The organism is Aliihoeflea sp. PC F10.4 (assembly GCF_054612275.1).
Genome location: NZ_JBTSWH010000001.1, coordinates 3,754,692 through 3,771,447, shown reverse-complemented (window position 1 = coordinate 3,771,447; position 16,756 = coordinate 3,754,692). Strand labels below are relative to the sequence as shown.

Below are 16,756 nucleotides of genomic sequence, written 5' to 3'. Positions count from 1 at the left end.
ATCAGCGCGCGAGACGCACGACCCGCAACGAGTTGCCGATGTCCTCGAAGGCAGCGAGCAGATCGTCGCTGCTAGACGCGTCGAAATAGTGAGTGGCCGGGTCGCTCGAGCAGCTTTCGAGCATGGATTTGGCCGATGCCTCCTCAACCATGAAGGCGACAGTGAATATCTCGATGCCCTGCGCCTTCATGTTACGGCAGATCGCCAGCGTATCAGCATCCGTGACTGCAACCTGAGCTTGGTTTAACACGCCGGTTTCTCGGTTCATCGCGCTGGCGTGAGTGCCGGCCGATCCTCCCGATGGCACAAAGCGCATTGTGTTTGCGCCGTCTGTCATCAGGACGGCCACCTTGCGCGGTCGCTGGTTCTTCGGGTCGTAGTCGGAAGGTCCCGTCAGCGGGTGACCCGGCGCCAGAGTGTTGTACCCCCAGATCAAGCCTGAAGGGATATAGGTCAGCGGCTCATACCACTCCTCGCGATTGGTGATCAGACCATCGATCGCGCTTTTGAGCGCCTGTTTGTTGCTGGTCAGTTCGACAATGGGCGTGACACACATGTGCCGTTCTGCGCGCGTCAGGATGCCCTCGAATTGGACGGTCGTCGGGTTTTTATTATGAAGACGATTGTCGCTTCCGATGCGAGATTTCACGCAGCCATGCCACGTAAAATGCGTATAGGTCGTTTTGGGTTCGCCGCCGCCTGTGCAATAATCGTAAGGCTCGACGTCGTAGGTTTCCTGACCACCCGGCGCACAGCCTCCACCGCACGTTTTGGGTTTCTCGACGCCATCGACATAGTAGGGACAGGAATAGGTTGGCTCGTTCCTGACACAACGCGTGCGCGTAGTGCGCCTCTCGCATGTTCGCGGTGGGGGATTTGACGTAGAGGACGTCGAATAGTCCGCCGCGACCTTCAACCATGGCGCACCACGATATTGTGTGCCGACATTTACATAGTCGGCATACGGAACAATGGCTATCCGCGCGGCTCCATCGGCCTCTTTCAGCAGTTCGTCGATGAGCTTCTTCGACGCGGTCCTGAGAACATCGATCCGACGCTTGCCGCCTACTGAATCAGACATCGAGAAGGTGTTGTCGAGAATGAGGGACACCTCGACTTGTCCGTTCACCGCCCGTTCGGCCAGCGCCGAGGCGCGCACGTTGAGCGTCTCGTAACCCGCAAGCGCCATGAAGGTCGTCGGGATCGTGCCGGACGCCGCAATATCCACGTCGTCGTCCGTGGATTTCAACTGGTCGAGGCGCACATGCTGGACGCGGTTGACGTTCTGGTTGCCGGCCAGAAAATCCGTCGCCAGACGCTCAAGCTTAGATTGGTCCTTTTCGCGGCTGGCGGCGAGCGACAGCGAGGTTGCGTCGACCATTTCCTGAAGATGCTTCTGGGCGGACAGATGGCGCGAATAGTCGATCGCCAGTCCCGCAGCCAGACACAGCGGTACGATGGCAACTCCGGCGAGGATGGCGAAATTGCCGGATCGCGACTGGACGAATTTTCGGAACATGGCAGGCCCCCGCCTTGAACATGGCTTGTACTGAGGGGCACTATGTCGGGCATGGACAGTAAAAGAGTGCTAACGCCGCGCTCTCAACTGTTGCGTCGGTTAAAGTACGGTTAAGCCGTCGCGAAAATTACGATCTGAGCCAGTCTCCGTGGTGTTCGCCCGAGCCGTCGATGCGCTCGAAGCCGTGCGCGCCGAAGAAGTCGCGCTGACCCTGGATGAGGTTGGCCGTGCCGCGTCCCTGCCGGAAAGCGTCGAAATAGGTGACGGCCGCGCCAAGTGCCGGAACGGGAAGACCGGCCTCGACCGCACGCGCGACAACCCGGCGCAAGGCGGGGCTCGCCTGCGACATGGTTTCCACGAAGGCCGGCAGAAGCAGGAGGTGGGCTGGGTCGGCGCTCGTCTCGTAGGCGCTCGCGATCTCGCTCAGGAACTGCGAGCGGATGATGCAGCCGGCTCGCCAGATGCGCGCGACCGTACCGAGCGGCACGTTCCAGCGGAACTCTGAGGAGGCTTCCTCCATGACGGCGAAGCCCTGCGCATAGGCGGCGACCTTGGCGCCGAGCAACGCCTGTTCCAGATCGGCGATGAAGGCGGCATCCACCTTGATCGACGGAGCAGCGGGTGCGCCATAGGTCTTTTCGGCCGACAGGCGCAAATCCTTTTCCGCGGAAAGGCTTCGCGCGGCGACGGCCGTTTCGATGGTCGTGGCGGGCACGCCCATCAATTGCGCCTCGACGGCGGCCCAGCGCCCGGTACCCTTTTGTCCCGCCTGATCGGCGATGACGTCGACCAGCGCCTTGCCGCTTGCAGCGTCCTGCGTGCGCAGGACGCTGGCGGTGATCTCGACGAGATAGGATTCGAGCGGGCCGGAATTCCAGCGCGCAAAGATGTCGGCGATTTCGGCCGGTGTCATGCCGGCACCGTCGCGCAGGATGCCGTAGATTTCGGCGATCATCTGCATGTCGGCATATTCGATGCCGTTGTGGATGGTCTTGACGAAATGACCGGCCCCGCCGGGCCCGAGCCACGCCGCGCATGGCTCGCCACGATAGCGCGCGGCGATGTCCTCGAGGATCGGCTGGATCTGGTTCCACGCCTCCTGCGCGCCGCCGACCATGATCGACGGCCCGTGCCGCGCGCCGTCTTCGCCGCCCGAAACGCCCATGCCAACGAAGGTAAGGCCCGAGCCCTCCAGTTCGCCGAAGCGGCGGATCGTGTCGCGGAAATTGGCGTTGCCGGCATCGATGATCATGTCGCCTGCGCTCAGATGCTCACGCAGCGCGGCGATCTGTTCATCGACGGCCTTGCCGGCCTGCACCATCAAGATGACGGGACGGGGCGGGCGGATCTGCTGAACGAATTCGGTGAGCGTGGTGCAGGGCACGATCCGTTCGCGCAGGTCGCCGGCATTTTCAAAGAACGCGCCCGTTTTTTCTGCCGTGCGGTTGTAGACGGCCACCGCGTGGCCTTTCTCGGCGATGTTGAGAGCAAGGTTCGACCCCATCGTGCCGAGTCCCAGAAGACCGATTTGCGCTTTGGCCATTGTCCATCCCTGACGATTTTTCTCGTTGCGCCGGTTGCGGCGGATCGCAATGTGTCGCGCTGGCAGCCCATCGCGTCAACTCACGCAGCGGCATGCCAGCCATGCAAGGCGAACAATGTTCGCCCGATCCTCGTTCCTGCGCCTCTTGACCCTTTGCCTTTCACGACAAAATGACTAAGAAAGCCGCGAAGATTTCACAGAGCAGGACGCGATGACCCCCGTCACCCAGATGCCTCCCCTCGTCACGATCATCGGCGGATCGGGCTTCGTCGGCCGCCATGTCGTTCGCGCCCTTGCCATGCGCGGCTACCGCATCCGCGTCGTCGCCCGCAATCCGAACACGGCGCATCATCTTCAGCCGCTCGGCAATGTCGGCCAGATCGTTCCGGTCCGGGGCAATCTGCGCGACCGTGCCTCGATCGACAGGGCGGTGCAGGGTGCCGACTGCGTGATCAATCTCGTCGGCATTCTCCATGAGGGCGGCAGGCAGACCTTCCAGGCCGTGCAGGCCTTCGGCGCGCGGGTCGCAGCGGAGGCGGCACGTGCCGTCGGCGCACGGTTCATCCAGATTTCGGCGATCGGGGCGGACCCGGATTCGCCGTCAGCCTATGCGCGCACGAAAGCCGAAGGCGAGGCGGCCGTGTTCGAGACGCTGCCCGACGCGATTGTCTTTCGCCCGTCAATCATCTTCGGGCCGGAGGACGGTTTTTTCAATCGTTTCGCCGCCATGGCGCGTCTTTCGCCGGCGCTGCCGATGATCGGCGGCGGCCACACGATGTTCCAGCCGGTCTATGTCGCGGACGTCGCCGAGGCGATCGCGCGCGCTGCCGACGGAAAGGTCGAGGGCGGCAAGATCTACGAACTGGGCGGGCCATCGAAACGGTCGTTCCGCGACTGCATGGCGTATATGCTCGAAGTGATCGGCCGCAAGCGGCTCTTCGTCTCTGTCCCGTGGCCGATTGCCGAGATTCAGGGATCGTTCCTCGGCATGCTGCCCAAGCCGCTCCTGACGCGCGATCAGGTCGATATGCTCAAGGTCGACAATGTCGTCTCGCCCAAGGCCGAAGCTGAAGGGCGCACGATCGAGGCGCTCGGCATCGAGCCGCAGGCGATCGAAGCCATTCTTCCGACCTATCTTTGGACGTATCGCGCCGCCGGCCAGTTCACCCGCCCGCAGGGCATGTAAGGCCGGTTGGACGCCGCTCTCGCCCTTCTGCCGGATGGTCTGGGCGTTGCGGCCGCGACCTTCCTCATCATTGCGAGCTTCTTCACCTCGGCGCTGACGGCATCGTTCGGCGTCGGCGGCGGGATCGCCATGCTGGCGTTGATGGGGGTGTTCCTGCCGGTTGCCGCGTTGATCCCCGTCCATGGCGCGGTGCAACTCGGATCGAACAGCGGCCGCGCCTGGCATCAGCGCGCGGCGATCCGCCACGACATCTTCCTGCCCTTCCTTGCCGGGTCTCTCGTCGGGGCGATCGTGGGCGCGTTCGTCGTGGTGCAATTGCCCGACGCGGTTATGAAGCTGGTGCTCGGCACCTTCATCATCGCGGTGACATGGACAAAGATACCCGGTCTGGAAAAACTCGGCCGCATCGGCCTTGCCGTCGGCAGCGCCGTGACCGCTCTTTTGACCATGATGGTCGGCGCGACGGGCATGTTGCTGGCCAGTGTCTTCGCGCAGGCCATACCCAACGATCGCAAGGGGCTGGTGGCGACGCAGGCTGCCGGCATGACGATCCAGCATCTTCTAAAGGTGGTGGTCTTCGGCCTTGCCGGATTCGCCTTTTCGGCGTGGCTGCCGCTGATCGCCGTGATGATCGTATCCGGCTATCTCGGCACGATCTATGGCAGCCGCTGGCTGGACCGGCTACCCGAAGAAAGCTTCCGGCGCTGGTTTCGTATCGGCTTGACGCTACTTGCGCTCGACCTCGTGCGGCAGGGCGTTTTCGCGATTGCCTGAGCTGGCTCGGTGCTTGAACGGCCGTGGCGCTGCCGTGACTGAGGCAGACCTTCTATCTCCAAGGGTAAGGAGGACATCTTCGTGGAACCCATTCCCGATCCAGATCGCGTGAGCCAGATCGATGGGCGCTATGCCTGGACGCGGCTCGTCATGTCCGTCCTGATCGCCACGATTGGTTCGGTCGGGATGTGGTCGGTCGTCGTCGTTCTGCCTGCTATCGAAGCCGAGTTCGGCACCATGCGGGCGCAGGCCTCGCTCCCATATACAATGACGATGGTCGGCTTCGCGTTCGGCAACGTTTTCATGGGTCGCTTCGTCGACCGCGCAGGCATATTGATGCCAGTCGTCGCATCGGCGCTTGCGCTTGCCATCGGTTATACGGCGGCCGCCGCAGCGCCATCGATCTGGGTCTTCGCCATCGTGCAGGCCATCATCGGCTTCGGCGCGTCAGCGACGTTCGGCCCGCTGATCGCCGATATTTCGCACTGGTTCGTCAAAAGGCGCGGCGTCGCGGTCGCAGCAGCAGCCAGCGGCAACTATTTTGCCGGCGCGATCTGGCCGCTCGTCATGCAGGCGGTGCTGCCCGATCTCGGCTGGCGAACGACCTATCTTATGATCGGCGCGTTCTGTGTCGTCACCATGCTGCCGCTCGCGTTCATGTTTCTTAAGGCGCGCGCGCCCGATCTAGGCTCCGGCGCGCATGCGAGCGTGCCGAAGCCAGTCCGCGCGATCGACCTGTCGCCACGCCAGCTTCAGATCCTGCTCTCCATCGCCGGGCTCGGTTGCTGCGTGGCGATGGCGATGCCGCAGGTCCATATCGTCGCTTATTGCGTCGATCTTGGTTTCGGTGTCGGTACGGGCGCGGAAATGCTGTCGCTGATGCTGATCGGCGGCGTCGTCAGTCGTCTGGCTTCCGGTTTTCTGGCAGACTATATCGGCGGCGTGAAGACGCTGCTTCTCGGCTCGTTCTTCCAGATGCTGGCGCTCGCCGCCTATATTCCGTTTGACGGCCTTGCCTCGCTTTACATCGTCTCTCTCGTGTTCGGTCTGTCGCAGGGTGGCATCGTGCCGAGCTACGCGCTGATCGTGCGCGAATATCTGCCCGCGCACGAGGCGGGACGGCGCGTCGGCTTCGTCATCATGGCAACGATTGTCGGCATGGCGCTTGGCGGCTGGATGTCGGGCTATATCTACGACCTGACGGGATCGTATCAGGCCGCGTTCATCAACGGTATCGCCTGGAACCTCATGAACGTCCTGATCATGGCCGCGATCCTGTGGCGCACGACACGGCTGCGACCCAGGACGGCTTGATCAGAACGCCTTGAATGTGAGCGTCGTCAGCGAGCGCACGATGCCCGGCACATTGGCGATGTTTTCGGCGACGAACTTGCCGATATCGTTCTTCTGCTCGTCGATATAGACCTTGAGCAGAAGGTCATAGTCGCCGCTGGTGGAGTAAAGCTCGGAGGCGATCTCGCGCTTGTAGAGTTCTTCGGCGACCTCGTAGGTCTTGCCGGGGACGCAGCGCACTTGCACGAAAACGGGTCTCATCGATTGCCTTTCCTGATGGCCGGAACGTCGTGCGTAACGCTCAATCTGTCAACAGGCATCGCGTCAGCGGATGGTCGGGATCGGCAAGACCGTCGATGATGTCGAAATGGTGCCGGTCGGGTTCCTCGTTGCAGGCCGTCGCCGCGCCGAGGCCGGTCCAGATATTGGCAAGCAGGGCGTTCTGGCGACGAAATTCGGCGCGCTCCGTACCACCGACCCAGCACGTTACCCGCGCACCGTCCGTCGGAGACAGGAGCGCCGGGCTCTCGGTTATCGCTTCGGCCTGATCGATCTTCAGGTCGGCGTTCATCGCGGTCTTCATCATCGGGCGTAGATCGTGGACGCCGGAAATGGAAACGGTGCGGGCGATGCGCGCACGGACTTCTTCGCGCAGAGGCGAGGTGATCGTGATCATGCGGGTCGCCAGATGCCCGCCCGCCGAATGGCCGGTCAGACGGATCGGCCCGTCGACTATCGACGCCGCCTTCTCGATCGCCACGCCGATTTCGGCCACGATGCCGGAAATGCGGATGTCGGGGCAAAGCGTATAGGACGGCATCGCAACGGCGTATCCGTGCGCGAGCGGGCCGGCTGCCAGATGGGACCAGAAACTCTTGTCGAGCTTCAGCCAGAAGCCGCCATGGATGAAGACGACGAGGCCCGAAACGTCCCGGTCGGGCAGGAAGAGGTCGAGCCGGTTGCGCTCGGCATCGCCATAGGTGACGTCGAGTTCGGCGCGGCCTGCCTCGACGCGCGCTTTGCGAAAGGCGGTTGCCGGTTCTACCCACAGGCCGGGCCAGCGATCCCCGCCGGCAATGTTCGCCCCGTTGGCATAGGCGTTGTCCCAGTCGCTCACCCGATGCGGCATCATGCGCTTTCTCCCCGAAGTCCGATCAATTCTTCAGCGTCCTGCAAATTATTTCAACCTTGAAATTTCATGCTTGAAACATATCCGGTTCGGTGCAATCCTCGGACAGATGACAGCAACGGGGAACGCGTGGCGATGAAGGTTGCAGTGCTCGGTGGAGGACCGGCGGGTCTCTATTTCGCGATCTCGATGAAGCTTCGGGACGCCGCGCACGATATCACGGTCTACGAGCGTAACAAGGCCGACGACACGTTCGGCTGGGGCGTCGTCCTTTCCGACGAGACGCTCGACCATCTGGCCGAAAACGACCCGAAAAGCGCCGCCGCCATCCGTGAACACTTCGCCTATTGGGACGATATCGCAGTCGTTCACAAAGGCGTGCGCACGCTTTCGACCGGGCACGGTTTCTGCGGGATCGGGCGGAAGAAGCTTTTGACACTATTGCAGGAGCGCGCGCGCGAACTCGGCGTCAATCTGGAATTTCAGCACGATATCGACGATCCGCGTCCCTTCATGGAAAGCCACGACATGGTGCTGGCTGCCGACGGGCTGAACTCGCGCTCGCGGGCGGCTTTCGCGGATCATTTCCAGCCGGATATCGACACGCGCAAGTGCAAGTTCGTATGGCTCGGCACGCACCAGAAATTCGACGACGCCTTCACCTTCATCTTCGAGAAAACGGAGCATGGCTGGGTGTGGGCGCATGCCTATCAGTTCGATCCCGATACGGCGACGTTCATCGTGGAATGCAGCCAGGAGACGTGGGATCGCTTCGGCTTCGGCGCGATGAGCCAGCAGGAGTCCATCGCGGTCTGCGAGAGGATTTTCGAAAAGCACCTCGGCGGCCATGCTCTGATGACCAACGCCAACCACATTCGCGGTTCGGCCTGGATCAACTTCCCCCGCGTGCTTTGCGAGCGCTGGTCGTACCAGAACCTCGCTTTGATGGGCGATGCTGCGGCGAGCGCGCATTTTTCGATCGGGTCCGGCACGAAGCTCGCGCTCGAAAGCGCGATCGCGATGGCCGACTATCTGCACTCCGAGCCGACGCTCGAACGCGCCTTCGAGAAATATGAGGATGCGCGGCGCACCGAAGTGCTCAAGCTGCAATCGGCGGCGCGCAATTCGCTCGAATGGTTCGAGGATGTCGAGCGCTATCTCGGTCTCGATCCGGTCCAGTTCAACTATTCGCTTTTGACGCGTTCGCAGCGCATCAGCCACGAAAACCTGCGCCTGCGCGACGAAAAATGGCTCGGCAGCGCCGAGGAATGGTTCCAGCAGCATGCGGGCGCGGCGGCGAACACCAACCGTCCGCCCATGCTGGCCCCGTTCAAGCTGCGCGGCATGGAATTGAAGAACCGCGTCGTGGTTTCGCCGATGGCGCAGTACAAGGCTGTCGACGGCACGCCGACCGACTGGCATTTCGTCCATTATGCCGAGCGCGCCAAGGGCGGCGCGGGGCTGGTCTATATCGAGATGACCTGCGTGTCGGCGGATGGGCGCATCACCCCTGGCTGCCCCGGCTTCTACGCTCCCGAGCATGAGACTGCGTGGACGCGGCTGGTCGATTTCGTTCATGCCGAGACCGAGGCGAAAATCTGTGCGCAGATCGGCCATGCGGGGCCTAAAGGCTCGACCCAACTCGGCTGGGAAGAAATGGACGCACCGCTGAAAGACGGCAACTGGCCGCTGCTGGCAGCGTCCGAAATTGCGTGGTCGCCGAAGAACCAGATGCCAAAGGCGATGGACCGCGCCGACATGGACCGCGTACGGGACGAGTTCGTCGCGTCGGTGGAAATGGCCGAACGGTGTGGCTTCGACATGATCGAACTGCATTTCGCCCATGGTTATCTCCTGTCCACCTTCATTTCGCCGCTGACGAACAAGCGCACCGACGAATATGGCGGCAGCCTCGAAAACCGCATGCGCTATCCACTGGAAATCTTTGCGGCGGTGCGTGCCGTCTGGCCGGAGGACAAGCCGATCTCGGTGCGCATCTCGGCCAATGACTGGGTCGGCGACGAGGGCGTGACGCCTGAAGAGGCGGTGAAGATCGCGAAGATTCTGCAGGAAGCGGGCGTCGATATCTGCGACGTCTCTGCCGGGCAGACCTCGAAACGCGCGCGGCCGGTTTATGGCCGCATGTTCCAGACGCCGTTCTCCGATCGTATCCGCAACGAGACGGGCATGGCGACGATGGCCGTCGGTAACATCTTCGAGCCGGACCACGTCAATTCGATCCTGATGGCCGGCCGGGCCGATCTCGTCTGCCTTGCACGTCCGCATCTTGCCGATCCCTATTGGACGCTTCACGCCGCCGCCAGCCTTGGCGACCGGCAGGAGAAATGGCCCGATCCGTATATTCCCGGCCGCGATCAGCTCTATCGCCTCGCCGAACGCGCGCAGGAACAGATGACGGGGAAAGTGTGATGGCGCACGCGCTTGTCACGGGCGGCGGAACCGGCGTCGGCAAGGCGATCGCGCTGGCTTTGGCGGGTGCCGGTCATCAGGTGACGATCTGCGGACGCCGGCAGGATGTTCTCGATGCAGCGGCGAAGGGACACGCGAATCTCCATGCGCTCGCCGCCGACGTAACCGATCACGCGGCGATCTCGGCGCTTTACGAAAAGGCGGAAGCGGCGCGCGGACCGTTCGACATCGTCGTTGCCAATGCGGGCGGCACGGAGAGTGCGCCGGCGCATCGTGTGAGCGTGCCGCAATGGCATGCGACGCTGGAGACGAACCTGACCGGCGCGTTCCTGACCGTGCAGCCGGCGCTTGCGCCGATGGCCAAACGTGGCGCTGGCCGCATCGTGTTCGTTGCTTCGACCGCGGGCCTCAAGGGCTACGCCTATGTCGCGCCCTATGTGGCCGCCAAACACGGCGTCGTAGGACTGATGCGCGCGCTGGCGGCGGAACTCGCCGGAAAGGGCGTGACAGTCAATGCCGTCTGCCCCGGTTTCGTCGAGACAGACATGCTGGCGCAGTCCGTCGCCAACATCGTCGAGAAGACAGGTCGCAGCGAGGCCGAAGCGCGCGCCGAACTCTCTTCGGTCAACCCGCAGGGCCGTTTCATCCAGCCGGACGAGGTCGCTGCCGCCGTGCTCTACCTTGTCGGCGAAGGCGCGCGCTCGATCACCGGACAGGCGATTTCGGTTTCGGGAGGCGAGACATGGTGAGTGCGCCGCTCGATACGGTCGACCGCCCGCTGGTGGCCAAGGAACGGCTTCGGCTGTGGATTCGGCTCCTGCGCACCTCACGCCTGATCGAAAACGAGCTTCGCGAGCGGCTGAAACGCGACTTTGACACGACGCTGCCGCGCTTCGACGTGATGGCAGCGCTCTATCGCCAGCCGGACGGCATGGCGATGAGCGACCTGTCGCGCTTTCTGCTCGTCTCGAATGGGAATGTCACCGGCATCGTCGAACGACTGGTGAAGGACGGGCTCGTCTCGCGCACCGCGCGCGAAGGCGACCGCCGGGCCTTCATCGTCAAGCTGACACCTGCCGGCAAGACGCGATTTCGTGACATGGCGGCCGCGCACGAGACATGGATCGAGGAATTTCTGGGCGACGTGGCGCATGGCGACGCGATACGCCTGTCGGCGACGCTGAAGGCGTTCCGCAGCAATTGGGAGGAAGCACATTGACGACAATGGCCGGCCTACAGCCGAAACATTTCCTGTGGCGCATGGAGGGCAATGTTGCGGTCATCCAGCTTGACCGGCCGGAGCGTAAGAATCCGCTTACGTTCGAATCCTATGCGGAATTGCGCGATACGTTTCGTGACCTTGTCTATGCCGACGATGTCGACGTCGTGGTGTTTTTGCCGAATGGCGGCAATTTCTGCTCGGGTGGGGACGTTCACGATATCATCGGCCCGCTGGTCGAGATGGACATGAAGGGCCTGCTCGCCTTCACCCGTATGACAGGCGATTTCGTCAAGGCGATGCTCGCCTGCGGCAAGCCGATCATCTCGGCGGTGGACGGCGTTGCGGTCGGCGCAGGGGCGATCATCACCATGGCGTCCGACATTCGCATCGCCACGCCCGAGGCGAAGACGGCTTTCCTCTTCACTCGCGTCGGTCTCGCCGGCTGCGACATGGGGGCGTGCGCGATGCTGCCACGCCTGATCGGGCAGGGTCGCGCCGCCGAACTTCTTTACACCGGCCGCTCGATGAGCGCCGAGGAAGGCGAGCGCTGGGGCTATTACAACCGGCTCGTCGCCGCAGATGCGCTGGAAGCCGATGCGATGAAGATCGCGAGCCAAATCGCGTCCGGCCCGACCTTCGCGCATGGCATCACAAAGACGCAGCTCAATCAGGAATGGTCGATGGGGCTTGAACAGGCGATCGAGGCTGAAGCGCAGGCGCAGGCGATCTGCATGCAGACGCAGGACTTTTCCCGCGCCTATCAAGCCTTCGTCGCCAAGCAGCGTCCGGTCTTCGAGGGGAATTGATGGTCGACCGCTCCTTCCTCAACTGGCCGTTTTTCGAAGACAAGCATCGCGAACATGCGGCGCGACTGGAAGACTGGTGCGCGGCAAATTTGCCCGTCGATCATTCGGACGTGGACGCGGCGTGCAAGTCACTGGTCGCGAAACTCGGTGAAGCGGGCTTCCTGAACGCCACCGCGGTCGATCCCGACGATCCGCAGCCGCTCGACGTGCGCATCTTGTGCATCACGCGCGAGACGCTGGCGCGGCACGATGGGCTTGCCGATTTCGCCTTCGCCATGCAAGGGCTGGGAACCGGTGCGATCAGCCTATTCGGCTCCGATGAGCAGAAGGAATGGCTGAGGAAGACGCGCAGTGGCAAGGCACTGTCGGCCTTTGCGCTGTCCGAGCCGCGCTCCGGGTCCGATGTCGCCAATATGGAAATGACGGCGACGCGAGACGGCGACGACTATGTTCTCGCCGGCGAGAAGACGTGGATTTCGAATGGCGGCATTGCCGATCTCTACTGCGTCTTCGCGCGTACCGGCGAGGCGCCGGGCGCGAAGGGCATTTCAGCTTTTCTGGTTCCCGCCGACACTCCTGGATTGAGCGTCGCCGAGCGGCTGGAAGTCATCGCACCCCATCCGCTGGCACGGCTGTCATTCGAGAATGTCCGCATTCCCGCATCCGCGTTGATCGGCAAGGCAGGCGATGGTTTCAAGATCGCCATGTCAGTGCTGGACGTGTTCCGCTCCACGGTCGGCGCGGCGGCGCTCGGTTTCGCGCGGCGCGCGCTTGATGAGACCACTGCGCGGGCCGGTTCGCGTCAATTGTTCGGCGCGCCGCTTTTCGATCTCCAAATGGTGCAGGGCCACATCGCCGACATGGCACTCGGGGTCGACGCTTCGGCTCTGCTCGTCTATCGCGCGGCCTGGACGAAGGATTCAGGCGCGCCGCGCGTGACGCGAGAGGCGGCGATGGCCAAGCTTTACGCGACGGACACCGCGCAACAGATCATCGATCAGGCGGTTCAGATTCATGGCGGGGACGGTGTGAAAAAGGGACATATCGTCGAAAGCCTCTACAGGGAAATCCGTGCATTGCGCATCTATGAGGGCGCGTCAGACGTCCAGAAGATCGTGATCGCGCGGCAGACAATGGGAGCATGACATGCTGGGGCCATCCGCCCACACCGACAGTTTCACGCGAGACAATCTTCCGCCATTCGACCAGTGGCCGCAGATCGACCTAGGCGCGTTCGAGTATCCGGATTATCTGAACGCCGCCGTCGAACTGACCGACCGCATGGTCGAAAGAGGCTTCGGCGATCGCACCGCGCTGATCGGCAACGGACGCCGGCGCACCTACAAGGAACTGTCGGATTGGACAAACCGCCTCGCCCACGCGCTGGTCGAGGATTACGGCGTTGAGCCGGGCAATCGCGTCCTGATCCGGTCGGCCAACAACCCAGCCATGGTCGCCTGCTGGCTTGCTGCGACGAAGGCTGGGGCGGTCGTCGTCAACACGATGCCGATGCTGCGTGCCGGCGAGCTGACGAAGATCGTCGATAAGGCTGAAGTCACGCTGGCGCTGTGCGATACGCGGCTGATGGACGAGATGGTGGCCTGTGCCAAGGAAAGCCGATTTCTGAAAAAGGTGATCGGCTTCGACGGCACGGCCAATCACGACGCCGAACTCGACCGCATCGCGCTCGACAAATCCGTGAAATTCGACGCTGTGAAAACCGGACGCGATGACGTGGCGCTGCTCGGCTTCACCTCGGGCACGACGGGCGTTCCCAAGGCGACGATGCATTTTCACCGGGATATCCTGATCATCGCGGACGCCTATGCGAAGGAAGTGCTCGGCGTGACGCCGGACGACGTGTTCGTCGGCTCGCCGCCGCTCGCCTTCACCTTCGGTCTTGGCGGGCTTGCCGTGTTTCCGCTGCGCTTTGGCGCGTCGGCTGCGCTTCTGGAAAGCGCGACGCCGCCCAACATGGTCGAGATTATTCAGAAATATGGCGGCACGATCACCTTCACCGCGCCGACCGCTTATCGGGCGATGATGAAGGCGATGGACGAAGGGGCTGACTTGTCGTCGCTGCGCGTCGCGGTCTCGGCAGGCGAAACGTTGCCCGGCCCCGTCTTCGAGGAATGGGTGAAGAAGACCGGCAAGCCGATCCTCGACGGAATCGGCGCGACGGAGATGTTGCATATCTTCATTTCGAACCGCTTCGATGACACGCATCCGGCGACCACAGGCCGGCCGCTCACCGGCTACGAGGCTAAGATCGTCGACGAGGACATGAACGAGGTGGAGCGCGGACAGATCGGGCGGCTCGCCGTTCGCGGCCCGGTCGGCTGCCGCTACATGGCAGACGACCGGCAGAAGGATTATGTCAGGGGCGGCTGGAACCTGACCGGAGATTCGTTCTGGCAGGACGAAGATGGCCGCTTTCACTTCGCCGCGCGCTCCGACGACATGATCGTATCGGCCGGCTACAACATCGCCGGACCGGAGGTCGAGGCGGCGCTTCTGTCCCATGACGACGTTCTGGAATGTGCGGTAATCGGCGTCATGGACGAGGGGCGCGGCGAGATTGTCGAGGCGCATGTGGTTCTGGCCGACGGCAGGGCCGGCGACGCGTTGATGATCAAGCGCTTGCAGGATCATGTAAAGGCAGCGATAGCGCCTTATAAATATCCCCGCTCGGTTAAGTTCACGACAGCCTTGCCGAAGACGGAAAGCGGCAAAATCCAGCGGTTCCGTCTGAAGGACGCTAAATGACCGACATCTTTTCCCGCACACGCGATCTGTTCCGCATTCCTGACGGGACGATCTATCTCGACGGAAATTCGCTCGGCGTGTTGCCGAAGGCGGTTGGCGCGCGCGTGCAGGAAACGATCGAGGCCGAGTGGGGCGACATGCTCATCACTGCCTGGAACAAGGCTGGCTGGATGGACATGCCTGCTCGCGTCGGTGACCGGATCGGCCGGCTGATCGGCGCGCCGTCCGGCTCGGTGACGATGGGTGACACGCTGTCAATCAAGGTCTATCAGGCGCTCGCTTCGGCCCTCGAGTTGAACCCGGATCGCAAGATCGTCTTGTCGGACAGCGGCAATTTCCCGACCGATCTTTATATGGCGCAGGGGCTGATCGCCTCGCTCGGCAAGGGGCACGAGCTGAAAATCGTCGCGCCCGAAGAGGTCGAGGCGCATATCGACGAGACCGTCGCCGCGCTGATGATCACCGAGGTCGACTATCGCACGGGCCGCCTGCACGACATGAAGCGTCTGACGCAAAAGGCGCATGAGGCTGGCGCGCTGGTTATCTGGGATTTGGCGCATTCGGCCGGTGCGTTGCCCGTCGATCTGGCGGGCGCGGATGCCGATTTCGCGGTCGGCTGCACCTATAAATACCTCAATGGCGGACCCGGCGCGCCCGCCTTCATCTATGTCGCGCTGCGTCTTGCGGAAAAGGTAAGACCGGCTTTGTCCGGCTGGATCGGGCACGAAGCGCCCTTCGCCTTCGATCTCGACTATCGACCCGGCAAGGGCGTCGAGCGCATGCGCGTCGGCACGCCGCCGATCCTCGCTTTGACCGCACTCGACGCCGCGCTCGACGCGTGGGACGTCGTGACGATGGATCAGGTTCGCGCGCGCTCCATCGAACTGTCGGAGCATTTCATCGCCGAGGTCGAGCGCCGCTGCCCGGAGCTTGAACTGGCATCTCCGCGCGATCCGCAAAAGCGCGGCAGCCAGGTCTCGTTCCGTTTTTCCGAGGGGTATGCCGCCATGCAGGCGCTGATCTCGAAGGGCGTGGTCGGCGATTTCCGCGCGCCGGATATCATGCGCTTCGGCTTCACACCGCTTTATCTGTCGAAGGCCGACGTGACGCGCGCAGCTGAAATCCTCGAAGACATCATGTCGAATAGGCTCTGGGACACGCCAGAATTCAAGGCGCGGAGCAAAGTGACGTGAGCGCGTCGCACAATACGCCAGAAGGCGCGGAAACGGATTTCTCGCAGAAGATGTCCTATTCGGACTATCTGCGCCTCGACACGATTCTCGACGCGCAAACGACATTGTCGAAATCGCCCGATGAGCTTCTCTTCATCATCCAACACCAGACGTCCGAGCTTTGGATGAAGCTTGCGGTCCACGAAATCCGCGCCGCAATGGACGCGATTTCGCGCGACGATCTTCAGCCGGCTTTCAAGGGGCTGACGCGCGTTGCCCGAATTTTCGAACAGTTGAACAGCGCGTGGGACGTTCTGCGCACCATGACGCCATCCGAATATACGCGCTTTCGCGACGATCTGGGGCAGTCCTCGGGCTTCCAATCCTGGCAATATCGCGCCATCGAATATCTGGCCGGAAATCGCAATCTCGCGATGTTGAAGCCGCATGAGCATTCGGGCGTCAGGACCACGCCGCTGGAGGCGATCCTCGAAAAGCCGAGCCTTTACGACGAGGCGATCCGGCTGCTCGCTTGCAACGGCTTCGATGTCGGCGGCGAGGATCGGCGCACGAACTGGCGCGACAAGCGGCCCGAAAGTGCTGCCGTCATGGAAGCATGGAAGGTGGTCTATCGCGATCCGGAACGCTGGTGGATGCTTTACGAACTGGCCGAGAAGCTCGTCGATTTCGAGGATTATTTCCGCCGCTGGCGCTTTAACCACGTCACCACGGTCGAGCGCATCGTCGGGCTGAAGCGGGGCACGGGCGGAACGGCCGGCGTCTCCTATCTGCGGCGCATGCTGGAGGTCGAACTTTTCCCGGAACTGTGGAAAGTTAGGACCGAATTATAAGAAATACGGCTGTACGGACCCGGGAAAGTCCGGCAGCGGTGGGAACTGACGAACAACCAATGGGA

Annotated in this window: 15 protein-coding genes; 11 read left to right on the top strand and 4 right to left on the bottom strand. The window is 62.6% G+C overall.

Going from position 1 to position 16,756, the window contains the following annotated elements:
* Position 1: 1 nt before the first annotated feature.
* Positions 2-1,519 (bottom strand): TadE/TadG family type IV pilus assembly protein, encoded by a 1,518-nt coding sequence (locus ACX82Z_RS18905; RefSeq protein ID WP_459590576.1) that lies wholly within the window; start codon positions 1,517-1,519, stop codon positions 2-4.
* Between the two features lie 127 nt (positions 1,520-1,646).
* On the bottom strand, positions 1,647-3,062 hold the full coding sequence (gene gndA / locus ACX82Z_RS18900) for an NADP-dependent phosphogluconate dehydrogenase (protein ID WP_459590575.1): 1,416 nt from the start codon (positions 3,060-3,062) through the stop codon (positions 1,647-1,649).
* A 211-nt stretch (positions 3,063-3,273) separates the two neighbouring features.
* Here gndA and ACX82Z_RS18895 point away from each other — a divergent pair, with 211 nt between their 5' ends.
* The 3 genes from ACX82Z_RS18895 to ACX82Z_RS18885 all read left to right on the top strand — a co-directional run bounded on the left by ACX82Z_RS18895 (position 3,274) and on the right by ACX82Z_RS18885 (position 6,336).
* Entirely contained in the window at positions 3,274-4,248 is a 975-nt protein-coding gene (locus tag ACX82Z_RS18895) for a complex I NDUFA9 subunit family protein (protein ID WP_459590574.1), read from the top strand.
* A gap of 6 nt (positions 4,249-4,254) precedes the next feature.
* A complete protein-coding gene (locus ACX82Z_RS18890) occupies positions 4,255-5,022 on the top strand; it encodes a sulfite exporter TauE/SafE family protein (RefSeq protein WP_459590573.1) in 768 nt (255 codons plus the stop codon).
* 150 nt (positions 5,023-5,172) lie between these two features.
* Entirely contained in the window at positions 5,173-6,336 is a 1,164-nt protein-coding gene (locus tag ACX82Z_RS18885; protein ID WP_459911883.1) for an MFS transporter, read from the top strand.
* On the opposite strand, the gene ACX82Z_RS18880 is transcribed toward ACX82Z_RS18885, so the two are convergent.
* Both ACX82Z_RS18880 and ACX82Z_RS18875 read right to left on the bottom strand, forming a co-directional pair.
* A complete protein-coding gene (locus tag ACX82Z_RS18880) occupies positions 6,337-6,576 on the bottom strand; it encodes an Lrp/AsnC ligand binding domain-containing protein (protein WP_459590572.1) in 240 nt (79 codons plus the stop codon). It lies immediately after the preceding gene.
* A gap of 40 nt (positions 6,577-6,616) precedes the next feature.
* Positions 6,617-7,447 (bottom strand): alpha/beta hydrolase, encoded by an 831-nt coding sequence (locus ACX82Z_RS18875; protein ID WP_459590570.1) that lies wholly within the window; start codon positions 7,445-7,447, stop codon positions 6,617-6,619.
* Between the two features lie 132 nt (positions 7,448-7,579).
* On the opposite strand from ACX82Z_RS18875, the gene ACX82Z_RS18870 reads away from it, so the two are divergent.
* From ACX82Z_RS18870 to kynA, 8 genes are read left to right on the top strand one after another with little or no spacing between them, the layout of a single operon-like run.
* On the top strand, positions 7,580-9,874 hold the full coding sequence (locus ACX82Z_RS18870) for a bifunctional salicylyl-CoA 5-hydroxylase/oxidoreductase (protein WP_459590569.1): 2,295 nt from the start codon (positions 7,580-7,582) through the stop codon (positions 9,872-9,874).
* Positions 9,874-10,623 (top strand): SDR family NAD(P)-dependent oxidoreductase, encoded by a 750-nt coding sequence (locus tag ACX82Z_RS18865; protein ID WP_459590568.1) that lies wholly within the window; start codon positions 9,874-9,876, stop codon positions 10,621-10,623. The genes ACX82Z_RS18870 and ACX82Z_RS18865 overlap by 1 nt, the downstream gene beginning before the upstream one ends.
* The gene (locus ACX82Z_RS18860) at positions 10,617-11,093 is read left to right on the top strand and encodes a MarR family winged helix-turn-helix transcriptional regulator (RefSeq protein WP_459590567.1); all 477 of its coding nucleotides are present in this window, start codon (positions 10,617-10,619) and stop codon (positions 11,091-11,093) included. Before ACX82Z_RS18865 ends, ACX82Z_RS18860 begins: the two co-directional genes overlap by 7 nt.
* Positions 11,090-11,902, top strand: coding sequence for an enoyl-CoA hydratase family protein (locus ACX82Z_RS18855; protein WP_459590566.1), 813 nt, complete (start codon positions 11,090-11,092; stop codon positions 11,900-11,902). The genes ACX82Z_RS18860 and ACX82Z_RS18855 overlap by 4 nt, the downstream gene beginning before the upstream one ends.
* Positions 11,902-13,047, top strand: coding sequence for an acyl-CoA dehydrogenase family protein (locus ACX82Z_RS18850; protein ID WP_459590564.1), 1,146 nt, complete (start codon positions 11,902-11,904; stop codon positions 13,045-13,047). Before ACX82Z_RS18855 ends, ACX82Z_RS18850 begins: the two co-directional genes overlap by 1 nt.
* A 1-nt stretch (position 13,048) precedes the next feature.
* Positions 13,049-14,668, top strand: a complete 1,620-nt coding sequence (locus tag ACX82Z_RS18845) for an AMP-binding protein (protein ID WP_459590563.1) — start codon at positions 13,049-13,051, stop codon at positions 14,666-14,668.
* Positions 14,665-15,861 (top strand): kynureninase, encoded by a 1,197-nt coding sequence (gene kynU, locus ACX82Z_RS18840; protein ID WP_459590562.1) that lies wholly within the window; start codon positions 14,665-14,667, stop codon positions 15,859-15,861. The genes ACX82Z_RS18845 and kynU overlap by 4 nt, the downstream gene beginning before the upstream one ends.
* A gap of 50 nt (positions 15,862-15,911) precedes the next feature.
* Positions 15,912-16,691 (top strand): tryptophan 2,3-dioxygenase, encoded by a 780-nt coding sequence (kynA, locus tag ACX82Z_RS18835; protein ID WP_459911881.1) that lies wholly within the window; start codon positions 15,912-15,914, stop codon positions 16,689-16,691.
* The last annotated feature ends 65 nt before the right edge of the window (positions 16,692-16,756 follow it).